This is a genomic window from Kribbella sp. NPDC055071, from assembly GCF_053608045.1.
In genome coordinates, this window is record NZ_JBSGUS010000013.1 from 102695 (window position 1) to 119097 (window position 16403).

Annotated in this window: 10 protein-coding genes; 5 read left to right on the plus strand and 5 right to left on the minus strand. The window is 68.5% G+C overall.

Annotation, left to right across the window (positions count from 1 at the left end):
• Positions 1–61 precede the first annotated feature (61 nt).
• Together ACWF4Z_RS22130 and ACWF4Z_RS22135 are read left to right on the plus strand one after the other, a co-directional pair.
• The gene (locus ACWF4Z_RS22130) at positions 62–5578 is read left to right on the plus strand and encodes an ATP-binding protein (RefSeq protein WP_452245001.1); all 5517 of its coding nucleotides are present in this window, start codon (positions 62–64) and stop codon (positions 5576–5578) included.
• 9 nt (positions 5579–5587) lie between these two features.
• Positions 5588–7732, plus strand: a complete 2145-nt coding sequence (locus ACWF4Z_RS22135; RefSeq protein ID WP_452245002.1) for a transglycosylase domain-containing protein — start codon at positions 5588–5590, stop codon at positions 7730–7732.
• 111 nt (positions 7733–7843) lie between these two features.
• On the opposite strand, the gene ACWF4Z_RS22140 is transcribed toward ACWF4Z_RS22135, so the two are convergent.
• The 3 genes from ACWF4Z_RS22140 to ACWF4Z_RS22150 all read right to left on the minus strand — a co-directional run bounded on the left by ACWF4Z_RS22140 (position 7844) and on the right by ACWF4Z_RS22150 (position 9370).
• Positions 7844–8179, minus strand: coding sequence for a hypothetical protein (locus ACWF4Z_RS22140; protein WP_452245003.1), 336 nt, complete (start codon positions 8177–8179; stop codon positions 7844–7846).
• A gap of 178 nt (positions 8180–8357) precedes the next feature.
• A complete protein-coding gene (infA, locus tag ACWF4Z_RS22145; RefSeq protein ID WP_452245004.1) occupies positions 8358–8582 on the minus strand; it encodes a translation initiation factor IF-1 in 225 nt (74 codons plus the stop codon).
• A gap of 2 nt (positions 8583–8584) precedes the next feature.
• Positions 8585–9370, minus strand: a complete 786-nt coding sequence (locus ACWF4Z_RS22150; RefSeq protein WP_452245005.1) for a GNAT family N-acetyltransferase — start codon at positions 9368–9370, stop codon at positions 8585–8587.
• A gap of 301 nt (positions 9371–9671) precedes the next feature.
• On the opposite strand from ACWF4Z_RS22150, the gene ACWF4Z_RS22155 reads away from it, so the two are divergent.
• Together ACWF4Z_RS22155 and ACWF4Z_RS22160 are read left to right on the plus strand one after the other, a co-directional pair.
• The gene (locus tag ACWF4Z_RS22155) at positions 9672–10613 is read left to right on the plus strand and encodes an SDR family oxidoreductase (protein WP_452245006.1); all 942 of its coding nucleotides are present in this window, start codon (positions 9672–9674) and stop codon (positions 10611–10613) included.
• A gap of 25 nt (positions 10614–10638) precedes the next feature.
• Complete coding sequence (locus tag ACWF4Z_RS22160) at positions 10639–11109, plus strand: hemerythrin domain-containing protein (RefSeq protein ID WP_452245007.1); 471 nt, start codon at positions 10639–10641, stop codon at positions 11107–11109.
• A 1-nt stretch (position 11110) separates the two neighbouring features.
• Here the strand turns inward: ACWF4Z_RS22160 and ACWF4Z_RS22165 are convergent, their stop codons facing one another.
• Positions 11111–12325 (minus strand): cytochrome P450, encoded by a 1215-nt coding sequence (locus ACWF4Z_RS22165; RefSeq protein WP_452245008.1) that lies wholly within the window; start codon positions 12323–12325, stop codon positions 11111–11113.
• A complete protein-coding gene (locus tag ACWF4Z_RS22170) occupies positions 12322–12864 on the minus strand; it encodes a TetR/AcrR family transcriptional regulator (protein WP_452245009.1) in 543 nt (180 codons plus the stop codon). Before ACWF4Z_RS22170 ends, ACWF4Z_RS22165 begins: the two co-directional genes overlap by 4 nt.
• A gap of 91 nt (positions 12865–12955) precedes the next feature.
• Here ACWF4Z_RS22170 and ACWF4Z_RS22175 point away from each other — a divergent pair, with 91 nt between their 5' ends.
• The gene (locus ACWF4Z_RS22175; protein ID WP_452245010.1) at positions 12956–16381 is read left to right on the plus strand and encodes an error-prone DNA polymerase; all 3426 of its coding nucleotides are present in this window, start codon (positions 12956–12958) and stop codon (positions 16379–16381) included.
• Positions 16382–16403 lie beyond the last annotated feature (22 nt).

The following is a 16403-nucleotide window of genomic DNA, read 5'->3' on the forward strand; positions in this document are numbered from 1 at the left end:
AACCTGTGGCGGCGGCTGGCAATCCCAACCGTACAAGCAGGGTGAGACACGGAGGCGGTCGATGTTCAAGCGTATCGCAGTGGTGAACCGCGGTGAGGCGGCCATGCGCCTGATCAATGCGGTGCGAGAGGTCAACGCCGAAGGCGGTGAGCCGATCGAAACGGTCGCGCTCTTCACCGAGGGCGAGCGGACCGCCACGTTCGTACGCGAGGCCGATCTCACGTACCCACTCGGCCCGGCGTCCGCGCGGCCGTACCTGGATCTCGCGCTGCTGGAGCGGGCCCTGCTGGAGACGAAGGCCGACGCCGCCTGGGTCGGCTGGGGATTCGTTGCCGAGGACCCGGCGTTCGCGGAGCTGTGCGAGCGGATCGGGGTCACGTTCATCGGTCCGTCGCCGGAGGCGATGCGCAAGCTCGGCGACAAGATCGGGTCCAAGCTGATCGCCGAGGAGGTCGGCGTACCGGTCGCTCCGTGGAGCCGGGGGCCGGTCGAGTCGCTGGCGGCGGCGTTGGCGTCGGCCGAGACGATCGGCTACCCATTGATGCTCAAGGCAACGGCCGGTGGTGGTGGCCGCGGCATCCGGGTGGTCCGGTCAGCAGACGAGTTGACCGACGCGTACGCGCGGACCAGTGACGAGGCTGCCCGTGCCTTCGGTAGTGGTGTCGTGTTTCTCGAGCGTCTCGTCACCGGCGCGCGGCATGTCGAGGTGCAGGTGATCGCGGACGGTCAAGGTGCCGCGTGGGCCCTCGGCGTACGGGATTGTTCAGTGCAGCGCCGGAACCAGAAGGTCATCGAAGAGTCTGCCTCCCCACTGCTGTCCGCATCGCAGGTCGACGACCTCAAGGCCTCGGCCGAGCGGCTGGCGCTCGCGGTCGGCTACCAGGGCGCGGCGACGGTCGAGTTCCTGTACCACCCGGGGGAGAAGAGCTTCGCCTTCCTCGAGGTCAACACCCGCCTCCAGGTCGAGCACCCGATCACCGAGCTGACCACCGGGGTCGACCTGGTCAAGGCTCAGCTGCACATCGCCTCCGGCGGACGGCTCGAAGGCCCGAAGCCGACCGAGAGCGGTCACGCCGTCGAGGCCCGGCTGAACGCCGAGGACCCGGATCGCGACTTCGCGCCGTCGCCCGGGCGGATCGCCGTGCTGGATCTGCCTGCTGGTCCCGGCGTGCGGGTGGACACCGGGGTGAGCGCGGGGGACACCATCCCGGCCGACTTCGACTCGATGATCGCGAAGATCATCGGGTACGGCCGCACGCGGGACGAGGCGCTCGCGCGACTCCGCCGGGCGGTCGGCGCGACCACTGTGCTGATCGAGGGTGGCGCGACGAACAAGAGCTTCATCCTCGAGCTGCTCGACCAGCCTGAGGTGATCGACGGTACGGCGGACACCGGCTGGATCGACCGGGTCCGCGGCGAGGGCCGGCTGGTGTCGCACCGGCACTCCGGCATCGCCCTGGTCGCGGCCGCGATCGAGGGGTACGAGGACTCCGAGCAGGTCGAGCGGACGCGGTTGCTGGAGACCGCACACGGCGGCCGTCCGCAGGTGCAGCACGAGGTGGGGCGCGCGATCGACCTCAAGCTCCGCGGCGCGGGCTACCGGGTGACGGTGGCGCGGATCGGGCCGGATCGGTTCCGGGTCGGCGTCGGCACCGGCAACGGCCACCTCAAGGTGGTGGATGCCGAGCTGGAGCGGCTGGACGAGTACACGAGCCGGCTGGTCGTCGGCGGGCAGCGGTTCCGGCTGGTGACCGCGACCCATGGGCCGGTCCACCTGGTCGAGGTGGACGGCGTGACCCACCGCGTGAGTCGTGACGAGGGCGGCGTACTGCGCTCGCCCGCTCCTGCGCTCGTGGTTGCGACGCCGGTGCCGAGTGGCGCCGAGGTGGAGGCCGGTGCGCCGGTGCTCGTGCTGGAGAGCATGAAGATGGAGACGGTGCTGTATGCGCCGTTCAAGGCCACGGTGAAGGAGTTGGTGGTCTCAACCGGCAGCCAGGTGGAGACCGGGGCGCCGCTGCTCCGGTTGGAGCCGGTGGCCGAGGAGGGCGATGTCGAAGCGGCCGCCCCGGTGGAGAACGGCGTACAACTCGACCTGCCGAACGGGACGGGCGAGAAGTCCGCGGCGGAGCGGGCAGAGCGTGGTCTGGACGATCTGCGCAGCATGCTGCTCGGGTTCGACATCGACCCGCAGGACGAGGGCGGCATGCTCGCCGACTACCTCTCCGCACGCTCGGAGCTGTCAGAACCACCTGTTGTGGCCGAGATCGACCTGCTGCAGGTGTTCGCGGACTTCGCCGAGCTGAGCCGCAACCGGCCCGCCGGCGCGGACACCAGCATCGAGAACCGGGTGCACAGCCCACGGGAGCACTTCCACACCTACCTACAGAGCCTCGACCCGGAGCGCGGTGACCTGCCGGCCGAGTTCCGGGCCCGGCTGGCTCGGGTGCTCAGCCACTACGGCGTGACCGACCCCGAGCGCAGTACTGAGCTCGAAGAGGCCGTGTTCCGAATCTTCCTCGCGCAGCAGCGGTCGACTCCCGACGTAGTGCTCGTGACGTCCGTGCTGCAGCGCTGGATCGCCGAGCCGCGTCCCGGTGCGCCGCTGGACGAGTCCGCGCACGACCTGCTGGACCGGCTGGTGCTGGCGACGCAGCTGCGCTTCCCAGTGATCGGCGACCTGGCCAGGAGCGTCCGGTTCCGCTGGTTCGACCAGCCGCTCGTGGACGCGGAGCGCGCATCCGTGATCGCCGGAGTCGGCGACGAGGTCGCGGACCTGGCGGCCCACCCGGAGGCCGAGGACCGGCAGAAGCGGATCGACGCGCTGGCCGCGATCCCGGAGCCGATCGTCCGGTTCCTGGCGCAGCGGTTGGAGAACGGCTGGGGTGAGCGCGAGCCGATGCTCGAGGTGCTCATCCGCCGGCACTACCGCGAGTACGAGCTGCATGACCTCCGCGAGTTCGCGGTCGACGGCCGGCCGTTCGCGACCGCCGACTACAGCGTCGACGACCGGCCGACGCACCTGATCACGACCGTCGGGACGGTGGACGAGCTCGCCGATCCGGACAGCGCGCTCTCGCGGGCGCTCACCGAGCGGGTCGACGCTCGTACGGCTGGGAACGAGGCGGTCGTCGAGCTCTACCTGTCCGGCCCGGAATTGCCGGAGTCGCAGCAAGAAGCGTCCGACCGGTTCCGCCGGATGGTCGCCGCGCTGCCGATCGCCCAGCGGGTACGACGGATTTCGGTGGCGATCGCGCCGGGCCACGACCGGCAGGTCTCGTACTTCACGTATCGCCCGGCCGGAGGATCGGTGGCCGAGGACGACAACGTCCGCGGCGTACACCCGATGGTCGGCCGTCGCCTGAACCTGTGGCGGCTGCGCGACTTCCGGATCACCCGGCTCGAGGGTCCTGAGGACGTCCTGCTCTACTACTGCGTCGCCCGGGAGAACGCGGCCGACCAGCGGCTGGTCGCGCTGGCCCAGGTCCGTCAGTTCGCCGTGGTCCGCGACGAGGACGGGCAGGTGACCTCGCTGCCGCACGCGGAGCGGGCGATCGCGAACTGCCTGGAGGCGATCCGCCGGGCCCGGACCGAGCGCGGCGCGGCCGGTGCCAAGCTCGACATGAACCACGTCTGGGTCCAGATCTGGCCGGTCGTCGAGGCGCAGGTCGACGAGGTGACCGCGCTGCAGCGCAACATCGCGCCGCTCACCGCCGGAGCCGGGATCGAGGAGGTCCTGGTCCAGGGCGACGTCGCGGCACCGGACGGCACGATCAACCCGGTCGCGGCCCGGTTCTACTACCAACACGGCGCCGGGGTCGTGGTGTCGGTGGAGCAGCCGCCGACCGGACGGCTGATGCCGCTGGACGACTATGCCCAGAAGGTGCAGCGGTCGCGCCGCCGCAACACGATCTACCCGTACGAGGTCAGCGGCATGGTGGCCGGCGCGGGCGGCTCGTTCGTCGAGCACGACCTGGACGACAGCGGCAACCTGGTCCCGGTGGAGCGGCCGCGCGGCCTGAACAAGGCGGGCATCATCCTCGGCGTCGTGAGTACGCCGACCGAGCGGTACCCCGACGGTGTCACCCGGGTGGCGCTCAGTGGCGACCCGACGATGGCCCTCGGGGCCGTGGCGGAGCCGGAGTGCGCGCGGATCATCGCGGCACTCGACCTGGCCGAGCGGATGGGAGTGCCGGTCGAGTGGTACTCACTGTCGGCCGGTGCCCGGATCTCGATGGACTCCGGTACCGAGAACATGGACTGGGTCGCGAAGGCGCTCAAGCGGATCGTCGAGTTCACCCAGGCCGGCGGCGAGATCAACATCGTGGTCGCCGGGATCAACGTCGGCGCCCAGCCGTACTGGAACGCCGAGGCCACGATGCTCATGCACACCAAGGGCATCCTGGTGATGACGCCGGACAGCGCGATGGTGCTGACCGGCAAGCAGACCCTCGACTTCTCCGGCAGCGTCTCCGCCGAGGACAACTTCGGCATCGGTGGCTACGACCGGGTGATGGGCCCGAACGGGCAGGCGCAGTACTGGGCGCCCGACCTGAAGGGCGCGCGAGACGTCCTGATGCTGCATTACGACCACACGTACGTCGTACCGGGGGAGCCGGGTCCGCGGCGGGCCGAGACGTCGGACCCGATGGATCGCGATGTCTCGTCGTACCCGCACAACGTCCCTGGCAGCGACTTCACCACGGTCGGCGAGATCTTCTCGGCGGCCACGAACCCGGATCGCAAGAAGGCGTTCGACATCCGCACGCTGATGCGGGCCGTCACCGACCTCGACCACCCGGTGCTGGAGCGCTGGGCCGGGATGGCCGACGCCGACACCGCCGTCGTCCAGGACGCACGGCTCGGCGGCTACCCGGTCTGTCTGGTCGGGATCGAATCCAAGTCCGTGCCGCGCCGGGGCTTCCCGCCCGCTGACGGGCCGGACGTGTACACGGCCGGCACGCTGTTCCCGCGGTCGTCGAAGAAGGTGGCCCGCGCGATCAACGCGGCCAGCGGGAACCGGCCGCTCGTCGTCCTGGCGAACCTGTCCGGCTTCGACGGCTCACCGGACTCGATGCGCAACCTGCAGCTCGAGTACGGCGCGGAGATCGGTCGCGCGATCGTGAACTTCCGCGGCCCGATCGTGTTCTGTGTCGTGTCGCGGTACCACGGTGGCGCGTTCGTGGTCTTCTCCAAGTCGCTGAACCCGTCGATGACGGTGCTGGCGATCGAGGGCTCGTTCGCCTCGGTGCTCGGTGGCGCGCCGGCGGCGGCGGTCGTGTTCGCGGGTGAGGTGGACGCGCGGACGGCGGCCGATCCGCGGGTGGCGGCGCTGGCCGAGCGGGTTCGTTCGGCGACCGGTGCGGAGCGGGCCGCCTTGGCTACGGAGCTTTCCGAGGTGCGAACCGTCGTACGGGCCGAGAAGCTCACCGAGGTCGCGGTCGAGTTCGACCGGGTGCACAGCATCCAGCGCGCGGCCGAGGTCGGATCGGTCGACGCGGTCATCACCGCCAGGGAGTTGCGGCCACAGTTGATCAAGGCAATCAATTCAGGTCTGTCGGGTGACACGCCACTGCTCTAGCCTGGAGGTATGCGAACCGGCAGGGGCGGTCGCAAGGCCCGAGCATTGATCACGTTCCTTGGCGTGAGTGTGCTGTCGGGCGCGCTGGCGGCGGGACTCGCCGTTCCGTTCGCCGGTTTCGCCGGGCGTGGCGCGGCCGAGCTGGCCGATACCGTGCAGGATCTGCCGCAGCAGCTCGAGGTCGATCCGCTCGCGATCCGGAGCCGGATCCTGGCCTCGGACGGCACGGTGATCGCGACGCTGTACGAGCAGAACCGCGTGCCGGTGCCGCTGCGCAGGATGAGCCCGATCATGCGGAAGGCGATCGTCGCGATCGAGGACTCGCGGTTCTACGACCACGGCGCGCTCGACCTGAAAGGCACGCTGCGGGCGATGGTCCGCAACTCCAGCGAGGGCGAGGTGCAGCAGGGCGGATCGAGCATCACCCAGCAGTACGTGAAGCTGAGCCTGGTCGAGAAGGCGAGGACCGCTGAGGAACGCCGGCAGGCCACCGAGGTCTCGTACCAGCGCAAGCTGACCGAGCTGCGGTACGCGATCGCGATCGAGAGCGACCTGTCCAAGGACGAGATCCTCGAGCGCTATCTGAACCTGGTGAACTTCGGCGACGGCGCGTACGGGCTGCAGGCCGCTGCGCAGCACTACTTCCGGACCACGTCCGACAAACTCACGCTGCCGCAGGCTGCCCTGCTGGCTGGCCTGGTCAAGAACCCGACCGGCTACGACCCGACCAACAACCTGGCCCGCGCGAAGGCCCGGCGGGACGTGGTGATCCGGCGGATGGACGAGCTCGGCGTGATCTCGCCGCACCAGGCTCGGGTGGCCCAGCACACGCCGGTGATCGACCTGAGCAAGGTCGAGCCGGTGCCGAACGGCTGCGCCAGCTCGCGGTACCCGTTCTTCTGTGAGTACGTCGTCTCCAAGCTCCTGCAGAACCCGTCTCTCGGGGCGACTGTGAAGGATCGTGACCACTACCTGAAGACCGGCGGCCTGACCGTCCGGACCTCGATCAATCCGCGGATGCAGGCGTCCGCGCAGGCGTCGATCGCCAAACACAGCAAGCCGACGGACACGGCGATCGCGGCGATCACGATGGTCGAGCCCGGTACGGGCCTGGTCAAGGCGATGGTGCAGAGCAAGCCGTACGGCAACGGCAGCAACCACACCAACTACAACTACAACGTCGAGAAGTCCTACGCCGGTGGGTACGGCGGATTCCAGAACGGGTCGACGATGAAGGCGTTCACGATCGCCGCGGCCCTGCAGAAGGGTCTCGCGATCGACTACCGGATCAACTCGCCGGAGCAGATCGATCTCAGCCGGAAAAAGTTCAGGACGTGCTCGGGAACGACGTACGACCCGGACTACACCCCGAAGAACTCGACCCGCAGCGGTGATCTCACCATGGTCGAGGCAGCCCGGTACTCGACCAACACCTACTTCCTGCAACTGTCGCAGCGCACCGGGTTGTGCCCGATCGCGCGGATCGCCTCCAAGCTCGGGATGTACAACGCGCAGAACGGCCAGCCGCTCGGCCAGGTCGTGTCGATGACGCTGGGCGTCGACTACGTGACGCCGTTGATGCTGGCGAACGCGTACGCGACGTTCGCGGCCCGCGGCAAGTACTGCACGCCGCTGGTCGTCACGTCGGTGCGGGACAAGGCGGGCAAGTACCTCCCGACCCCGCAGTTCGACTGCAAGCAGGCCATCTCCCCGCAGGTCGCCGACGGGGTGAACCGGGTGCTCAGCGCGGTGATGGACCCGGGCGGGACCGGCGGGCGGCTGCGGTTCGGCAACCGGGACATGGCCGGCAAGACCGGCACCATCCAGCAGAACCTGGCCGTCTGGTTCGCCGGCTACACACCGAACCTCGCCGCCGCCGCGGTGGTCGCCGACGCGACCCTCCCGTACCGGAACCTGATGTACGGCCACACCCTGAACGGCGAGGACATCTCCGACCCGACCGGCTCCGGGACGGCCGGACCGCTCTGGCAGACCGCCATGCAGGGCGGCCTCCGCGGCCTCCCGGACCGCAACTTCGTCGCGCCACCCGAGAAGATGCTCAACGGACCGGACTCCGACCGACCCAAACCCGGTGACAAGCCTGGTGACAAGCCCGGCGACCGGCCCCAGCCGCCGGAGATTCGGCCGCGCTGACCTCCCGGTGTCGGCCTTTCCGGAGACTTTCGCGCGGATAGCGCGGTTTTTGCTCCGGAAAGGAGCAGGTGTCCAGCGGTGCCGGGGTCCAGCGGTGCCGGGGTCCAGGGGTCAGAGGGGTCTGAGGTCGGAGCCCGGGATCCAGACGATGCGACCGTCCTCGTACCGGACCCGGCCGAGCCACTCGCCGTTGTCGCGGATCCAGTAGTCGAGCTCTCCGGTCGACCACTCGGCCCGCTGCACCCGCTGCGCCGGCTCCACCCTCCGAACGGCGTCGGCCGGTCGCGGCCCGTGCGCGTCGTACTGTACGTCGAGATCGGACGCTACCCGGTGTGCCTCCTTCTCCGTCTCGATACCGAACGCACGCCACCCGTTGACCGCACCGTCCCAGACGCCGAACCCATCAGATCCGTCGTCGGCCGCGCGAACCGTGAACCGACCAAGCATGTTTTCAGATTAACCCCTGATCGAACACATGTTCTAGTCTTGAGCCAACACCCCCATGAGGGATATGGCACACACAACGGACCCACTCCGCGGCGGCTGCCCAGCGCCTCCGCCGAAGGCGGCAGCAATAGCGGTGTCCGGTCTGCCTCCCGCCACTCATCGCACCACCCGGGTGGTGTCAGTTTCGGTAGCGGAAGGTGATTCGGCCTCGGGTCAGGTCGTAGGGGCTCAGTTCTACGAGGACCCGGTCTTCGGGGAGGATCTTGATGTAGTTCTTCCGGATTTTGCCGCTGATGTGGGCGAGGACCTTGTGGCCGTTGGTGAGTTCGACCCGGAAGTTGGCGTTGCGGAGGCACTCGATGACAGTGCCTTCGACCTCGATACCGCCTGCTGTCTTGGGCATGGTCAGACCTCCTGGGTCCGGCTGACCAGCTCGACACTGCGACCCGTACGACGGGCGCCGAGCTGCTCGAACATCGCCATCGCGGCCGTGTTCGTCTCGTCGACCTCCGCCGTGGCCAGCTCGAAGCCGGAGCGGTGCAGCTCACTCAGCGCGTGAGTCAGCAACGCCCGACCGATCCCGTGCCGCCGCTCAGCAGCGAGCACCGCGACCAGACCGATCCGCGGCCGCCGGGTCATCGTCGCGACCCGGACCAATCCGACGTACTGACCATCCCGCGCCGCGACCGTGTACTTCGTCGGGTCCATCGGCCGCGTTCCACCCTGCCAAGGCAGCACCTCCGCGGGCATCCGTTCCCAGCCGACGCTGGACTCGACCTCGGCGCGAACAGCCTGGTCCAACTCACGCAGCGGAGCTTCGTCAGCGGCTGCGATGACCACTCCGGTCGGCATCACCGCGGGCTCGGATCGCGTCGGTACGACGAACTCCGACTCACTGCGCCAGGGGACGAATCCCGCGCGTACCCAACTGGCCGTGAGGTCGCGATCCGCAACATCCACCACCGTGTATCGCGGCGCCGCTTGGTCGACCACCATCGCGGCCGCGAGCCGGTCGAAGACGGCATCGCGCCAGGTGTCGATGCTGAGGAAGGTCCGGCCGTCGAGCCGGCGGGAGGCGTGACCACGGCCGACGACCAGGTCGTTCTCGATCGCGTGCCATTGGTTGTCCGCGACGCGCGAGATCGTCACCGCGTGGGCACCGACGCCCGGACTGAAAGGCAAAGAGTTCATAGGTGTTTCCTTTCGGGAGCTTTGACGGCGCTCCCGATGACACCTACGTCAATCGCCCGCCCGTGACCACGAGAGGGGGAGCACCCACCGCATTTCAGCGTTCATCGGGGCCTCACCTCCAACTGTGATGTCACGGACCCCGGCACGGTACCAACTCACCCGCCGTACCGGCCAATCCTTTTAGCCACGGCTTGCTGAGCCGTGGTTAGGCCAGCACTGAATACGGCTTCGCGAACAGCCGACGATGGCGTTACAGCGCCGGTCATGCGGACGCGGCACGCTCAGCAGAGGAGTTTTCTCCATGCCACGCAGCTCTCTCGACATCAGTGTTCCGGATCTGACCGGGACCCTCGCGCTCGTCACGGGTGCGAGTGACGGGATCGGGTTCAACATCGCGGCGCGTCTCGCCCGGGCCGGCGCCGAGGTGATGATGCCGGTCCGCAACGAGACCAAGGGCGGCGCGGCCGCGCAGCGGATCCGGGAGCAGACGCCGGGGGCGAAGGTGTCCGTTCGGGCATTGGACCTGTCGTCGCTGAGTTCGGTGACCACTCTCGCCGATGAACTGCGGCAGGAAGGTCGGCCGATCAACGTCCTGATCAACAATGCCGGGGTGATGACCCCGCCGACCCGCCAGGTCACCAAGGACGGTTTCGAGTTGCAGTTCGCGACGAACCACCTCGGTCACTTCGCGCTCACGGCGCAGTTGCTGCCGCTGCTGCGCGGGGGCAAGGCGCACGTGACCAGCCAGGTCAGCCTGTCGGCGAACCAGAACGGCATCAACTGGGACGACCCGAACTGGGAGAAGGGCTACCACGGATTCAGGTCGTACAGTCACTCCAAGATCGCTCTTGGTTTGTTCGCGATGGAGCTCCATCGCCGCAGCGTTGCGCAGGAGTGGGGGATCCGGAGCAACCTCTCGCACCCGGGGATCTCTCCGACGAATCTGCTGGCTGCCCAGCCCGAGATGGGCCGTCCGAAGGACACCATCGCGGTGCGGGGCATCCGCGCGATGTCGCGCCTCGGATTGCTGTTCGGTACGGCGGAGTCCGCAGCGCTGCCGGCCGTCTACGCGGCGACGAGCCCCGACGCGAAGGGCGGTCGGTTGTACGGTCCAAAGGGATTCCGGCACCTCGGCGGACTGCCGGCAGAGGAGCCGATGTACAGCCGACTGGCCGACCCGACGGACGGCCGCAAGCTCTGGGAGCTGTCAGAACGCTTGGTCGGCGCAACATTCCCGGCCTGAGCCGCGGACCGCTTAGGATTCTCGGGTGATCGAGGGGGAGACGGACAGGATTGTTGCCTGGGGCACTGAGCTTCGGCGGGTGCACAGTCGCATTCGGGAAGCTCTGCAGGTCACCCGGGACGCCGTACGTGCCGGGGCGCCGAGTGAGGAGGCGAGCCGGGACTTGCTGCTCTACTGCCATGGGTTCTGCGCTGCGCTCGACGGACATCATCGGGGCGAGGATCGCGCGCTTTTCCCCGCCATCGAAGCCGCGCACCCACAGCTCGCACCTGTCCTGCGCGCGCTCACCCAGGACCACTCGATGATCGAGCACCTGCTCCAAGGGCTGCGTGATGCGGTCGATCGCTCGGCAACCCCGACGGAACTGGAACGTCACCTCGAAGGCGTGGCCGCAATCATGGAGAACCACTTCCGCTACGAAGAGAAGCAGTTGCTCACCGTCCTGGACGACCTCGAGCTCCGCGCCGCCGTACCGGACGTACTAGGACCACTCTGAATCAACTGACCAGGAGCGGCAGCTTGGCGTATCCGCGGATGACTCTCGACGCCCGCATACTCGGCTTGTCGTCGCTGGTGGGTTCGGGTCGGCGCAGCTTCGGGATTCTGGTCGCGAGTTCGGCGAACGCGATCTGGGCCTCCAGCCTGGCCAGTGGGGCTCCCAGGCAGTAGTGGATGCCGCTCGAGAAGGCCAGATGCTCAGCCTGCCGGGGACGCGTGATGTCGAAGACGGCAGGATCGCTGAAGACCTGGGGATCCCGGTTGGCCGCGGCGAGGAGCAGCAGCACCCAGCTGTCCGGCGGCAGATCGACGCCCGCGACGGACACCGGCTCGTGCGCGATGCGGCTCGTACTCTGCACCGGCGGCGCATACCGCAGGACCTCTTCCACGACAGCGGCCGCACGCCCCGGCTCGGCACGGAGCAGCTCCCATTGAGCCGGGTGATCGAGCAGGGCGGCAATTCCGTTGCCGATCAGGTTGACGGTCGTCTCGAACCCAGCGATCAGCAGAAGCCGCGCAGTCGTGTGCAGTTCGTACGGCGTGATCCCGTCCGGTGACGCAGCGACGAGATAGCTGATCACGTCGTCGCCCGGGTGCGCCTTCTTCAGCGGAATGAGCTCGCTGAAGAGTTCGTAGAGTTCGGCGTTCGCCGCGGCCAGCGCGGCCGCTTCGGCCGGTGTGTAGATGCCCGACAATGCTGATCCGACCACCGTGCCGTGGCGGGACAGTCGGTCGACGTCGGCGTCCGGAATGCCCATCAGTGTTGTGATGACGCCGATCGGGAGCGGTGCGGCGAAGTCGGCGATCAAGTCGAACGGGCGGTCCGGCTCGGCCGCGGCACGGCGCTCGATGCCGGTGATCAGGTCACGGGTGAAGTCCGCGATCCGCTCGGCGTACCCGGCCATCATCTTCGGCCGGAACGCCGGCGCGGCAAGCCGCCGCAACCGGGTGTGATCCGGTGGTTCGCGCTCGAGGAAACCGAGGTCCAGGGTATTGCCCGAGGTGTCCTCCGACGTCGGTCCGGGGTCACCCGCCGGCCGGACCCCGAAGCGCCGGTCGCGCAGGATCGTGTTGCAGGTGGCGTAATCGGTCGTCGCCCACTCCAGACCGGAACCGACCATCGGCCCACCCGCGCGGAGTTGTTCATAGATCGGGAACGGGTCTTCCGGCCCTTTCCGGGCCCAGAACGCTTCGAGCACAGAACTTTCGGTCATCGCGTCAGCACTCCTCCGGTGAACGTCGACAGGACCAGCTCAGGTGCGTCACGAGGCGCGAGCCAGCCGGCTTGAACCAGATCCCAGGCGGTGAACAGCAGCGCATGCAGCGACCGGACGAGCCACCAATCGGGTACGCCGGGGGTCCCGGCGCCGGCCACGATCGCCGCGATCGGCGCGGTCAGCGCATCGGTCCGCGACGTGATGGTGTCGTCGGCGAAGACCTCGGGTTGTGCCGTCAGCAAGGTCAGATAGGCACCGAACGGCAGCAGGTCGACGACCATCCGACGCAGCGGATCGGGGTCGGCCGGCGCAGCAGAAATCACCGCTTCGCTGATGTCGAGCGCCCGCGACGCAACCCCCACCAGCAGGTCGTACCGGGTCGGGAACTGCTTGTGCAACGTCGTCCGCCCGATCCCCGCGGCAACAGCGATCTGGCCCAACGAGGCCGCCGGATCCTTGGCGAGCACAGCCGCCGCGATATCGAGAACAGGCATCGACGTCGCTGTACCGGTGACAGGAGCGAGGCGAACACTCATGTTCACAACAGTACGGCGATGTTCACCGCGTCGGAAGGTTTGGAGGGGCACTCGAACATATGCTCTAATTTAGGCGGACGGGAGGTGCGCGATGGGCTACAACAATCCGCCGATCAAGTGGTCGGAGCTGGAGCGGAAGCTGTCGGATCGGTCTCGGCCGGGGAGCCACGGCGACCGGCCGGTGACGGCCGACGGTGGGGACAGCCCGGCCTGGTCGCAGCACCGCGGGCCGTACGTGCCAGACGTCGTACGGCGTCCTGAGCGTGCAGTGCCGTATGCGGAGCTGCACGCGCATTCGAACTTCTCCTTCCTGGACGGCGCCTCGCAACCGGAGGATCTCGTCGAGGCCGCGGTTCGGCAGGGGCTGCACGCGTTGGCGTTGACCGATCATGACGGTTTCTACGGCGCGGCCCGGTTCGCTGAGGCAGCCGGGGCGTACTCATTGCCCACGGTCTTCGGAGCGGAGCTGTCGCTCGGGCTGACCGGTCCGCAGAACGGCGTGGCCGATCCCGAGGGCAGCCACCTGCTGGTGCTGGCGGAGGGCCAAGAGGGATATCACAAGCTGGCCGGCGAGATCACCGAGGCGCAGTTGGACGGCGGTGAGAAGGGCAAACCGGTCTACGACCTGGAGCGACTGGCCGCCGAGGGACGTGACTACTGGATGATCCTGACCGGTTGCCGGAAGGGTCTGGTCCGGCAGGCGCTGGAGCTGGGCGGGCAGGCCGACGGCCCGGCCGCCGCCGGGCGTGAGCTGGACCGGCTGACCGGGTTGTTCGGCAAGGACCGGGTGGTGGTCGAGCTGACCGACCATCACCTGCCCGCCGACACCACCCGGAACCGGATCCTGGCCGGCCTGGCCGCCGACCGCGGTCTGCCGATAGTTGCCACCAACAACGTTCACTACGCCACCCCGGCCCAGCACAAGCTGGCCGGTGCGCTGGCCGCGGTCCGGGCGCGGCGCGACCTGGACGCGATGGACGGCTGGCTGCCGCCGAGCGGGATGGCGTTCCTGCGATCGGGGGAGGAGATGGCCGCCCGTTTCCACCGGTACGACGGAGCAGTGGCGCGCTCGGTGACACTGGCCGACCAACTGTCCTTCGACCTGGCGCGGGCGAAGCCCAAGCTGCCCCTGCGTGACGTGCCGGCCGGGCACACCCCGATGTCGTGGTTGCGGCACCTCACCTTCGAGGGCGCCGCCAAGCGGTACGGGACGCGTAAGCAGCGGCCGGATGCCTACGAGCGGCTGACGCGGGAGCTGGCCGTCATCGAGGAGAAGGAGTTCCCGGGGTACTTCCTGATCGTGGAGGACATCGTCCGGTTCGCGCACGAGCAGGGGATCCTCTGCCAGGGTCGGGGATCCGCGGCGAACTCGGCGGTCTGTTACGCGCTCGGGATCACCGCGGTGGACAGCATCCTCTACAACCTGCCGTTCGAGCGGTTCCTCGCCACCACCCGGGCCGAGGAGCCGGACATCGACGTCGACTTCGACTCGGATCGCCGTGAGGAGGTGATCCAGCACGTCTACGAGAAGTACGGCCGCCGCAACGCCGCCCAGGTGGCGAATGTGATCTCCTACCGGCCGAAGTCCGCCGTTCGGGACATGGCGAAGGCTTTGGGGTATTCGGTCGGGCAGCAGGACGCGTGGTCGAAGCAGGTGGACGGATGGAGTCCGGAGGTCACCTCGACCGAGCACGACATCCCGCCGCGGGTGGTGGAGATGGCGAGCGAGTTGCTGAAGTTTCCTCGGCACCTGGGGATCCACTCCGGTGGGATGGTGCTGACGGAGCGTCCGGTGGGGGAGGTCGTGCCGATCGAGCACGCCCGGATGGAGGACCGCACGGTGCTCCAATGGGACAAGGACGACTGTGCCTGGATGGGGTTGGTGAAGTTCGACCTGCTCGGGCTCGGGATGCTGGCCGCGTTGCAGTACTGCATGGAGATGGTGCGCGAGCGGCTGGGGGAGTCGTGGTTGCTGCACACGATCCCGAAGGAGGAGGCCGGGGTCTACGACCAGCTCTGCCGGGCCGACTCGGTGGGTGTGTTCCAGGTCGAGTCGCGGGCTCAGATGGCGACGCTGCCACGGTTGAAGCCGCGGAAGTTCTACGACCTGGTCACCGAGATCGCGCTGATCCGGCCGGGCCCGATCCAGGGCGGCGCCGTCCATCCGTACATTCGCCGCCGGACCGGGGAGGAGCCGGTCACCTACCTGCACCCGAAGCTCGAGCCGGTGCTGCAACGGACCATGGGCGTGCCGCTGTTCCAGGAGCAGTTGATGCAGATGGCGATGGCGGTCGGCGAGATCGACGGCGACGAGGCCGACCTGCTACGCCGGGCGATGGGGTCCAAGCGCGGGATCGAGAGGATCTCGTCGCTGAAGGAGAAGCTGTACGCCGGGATGGCGCGCAACGGGATCACCGGCGACCTGGCCGACGAGATCTACGCCAAGATCGAAGCCTTCGCGAACTTCGGGTTCGCCGAGTCGCACTCGATCAGCTTCGCCCTGCTGGTCTACTCCAGCACGTGGCTGCGGCTGCACTATCCGGCCGCGTTCCTGGCCGCGCTGCTGCGGGCTCAGCCGATGGGGTTCTACTCACCCCAGTCGCTGGTCGCCGACGCCCGCCGCCACGGTGTGGAGGTACGACGGCCGCACCTGCATCTCTCGGGTGTCGACGCCGGGCTCGAGCAGGTGATCGACGGGCAGGAGCTGACCGGGCCGACCGGATCGGACGAGTGTCTGAGGGATCCGCAGCCGCTGGTCGGTCCGTTCGATCCGAAGGCGTCGGCCGATACCACCCCGCACCGTCGCGACGGCGCGTTCGCGGTTCGGCTCGGGTTGTCCGAGGTGCGCACGATCGGGGAGAAGGGCGCGAAGCTGATCATCGAGGAGCGGGAGCGCGGTGGACCGTTCACCGAGATGGCCGACCTGGTTCGTCGTACCGGGATCACCGCCGCGCAAGTCGAGGCGCTGGCCACCGCTGACGCGTTCGAGTGCTTCGGGTTGGATCGTCGCCAGGCCATCTGGGAAGCCGGCCGGGCCGCCGAGGAACGGCCCGGTCAACTGGCCGGCATCACCGCCGCCGGTCCACCACCCACCCTGCCCGGGATGAGCGACATCGAGACCGACATGGCCGACCTGTGGTCCACGTCGATCACCACCACCAGCCACCCGATCCAGCGCGTCCGTGAGCAACTCCGCGCCGAAGGCATCCTCTCCGCCGCTCAGCTCCGCGAGGTCCCCGACGGCTCCCGGGTCCGGGTCGCCGGCGTGGTCACCCATCGCCAACGCCCCGCCACCGCCTCCGGGGTCACCTTCATGAACCTCGAAGACGAAACCGGCATGGCCAACATCGTCATCACCAAAGGTTGCTGGCACCGCCACGCCGCCGTAGCCCGCAACGCCACCGCCCTCATCATCCGCGGCCGGGTAGAGCGGGCCGGCCAAGTCACCAACCTCTCCGCCGACCACCTCCAACGCCTCCCCCTAGCCACCAAGTCCCCTTCCCGAGACTTCCGCTGACCTCACCGCAGCAGGGATGTCT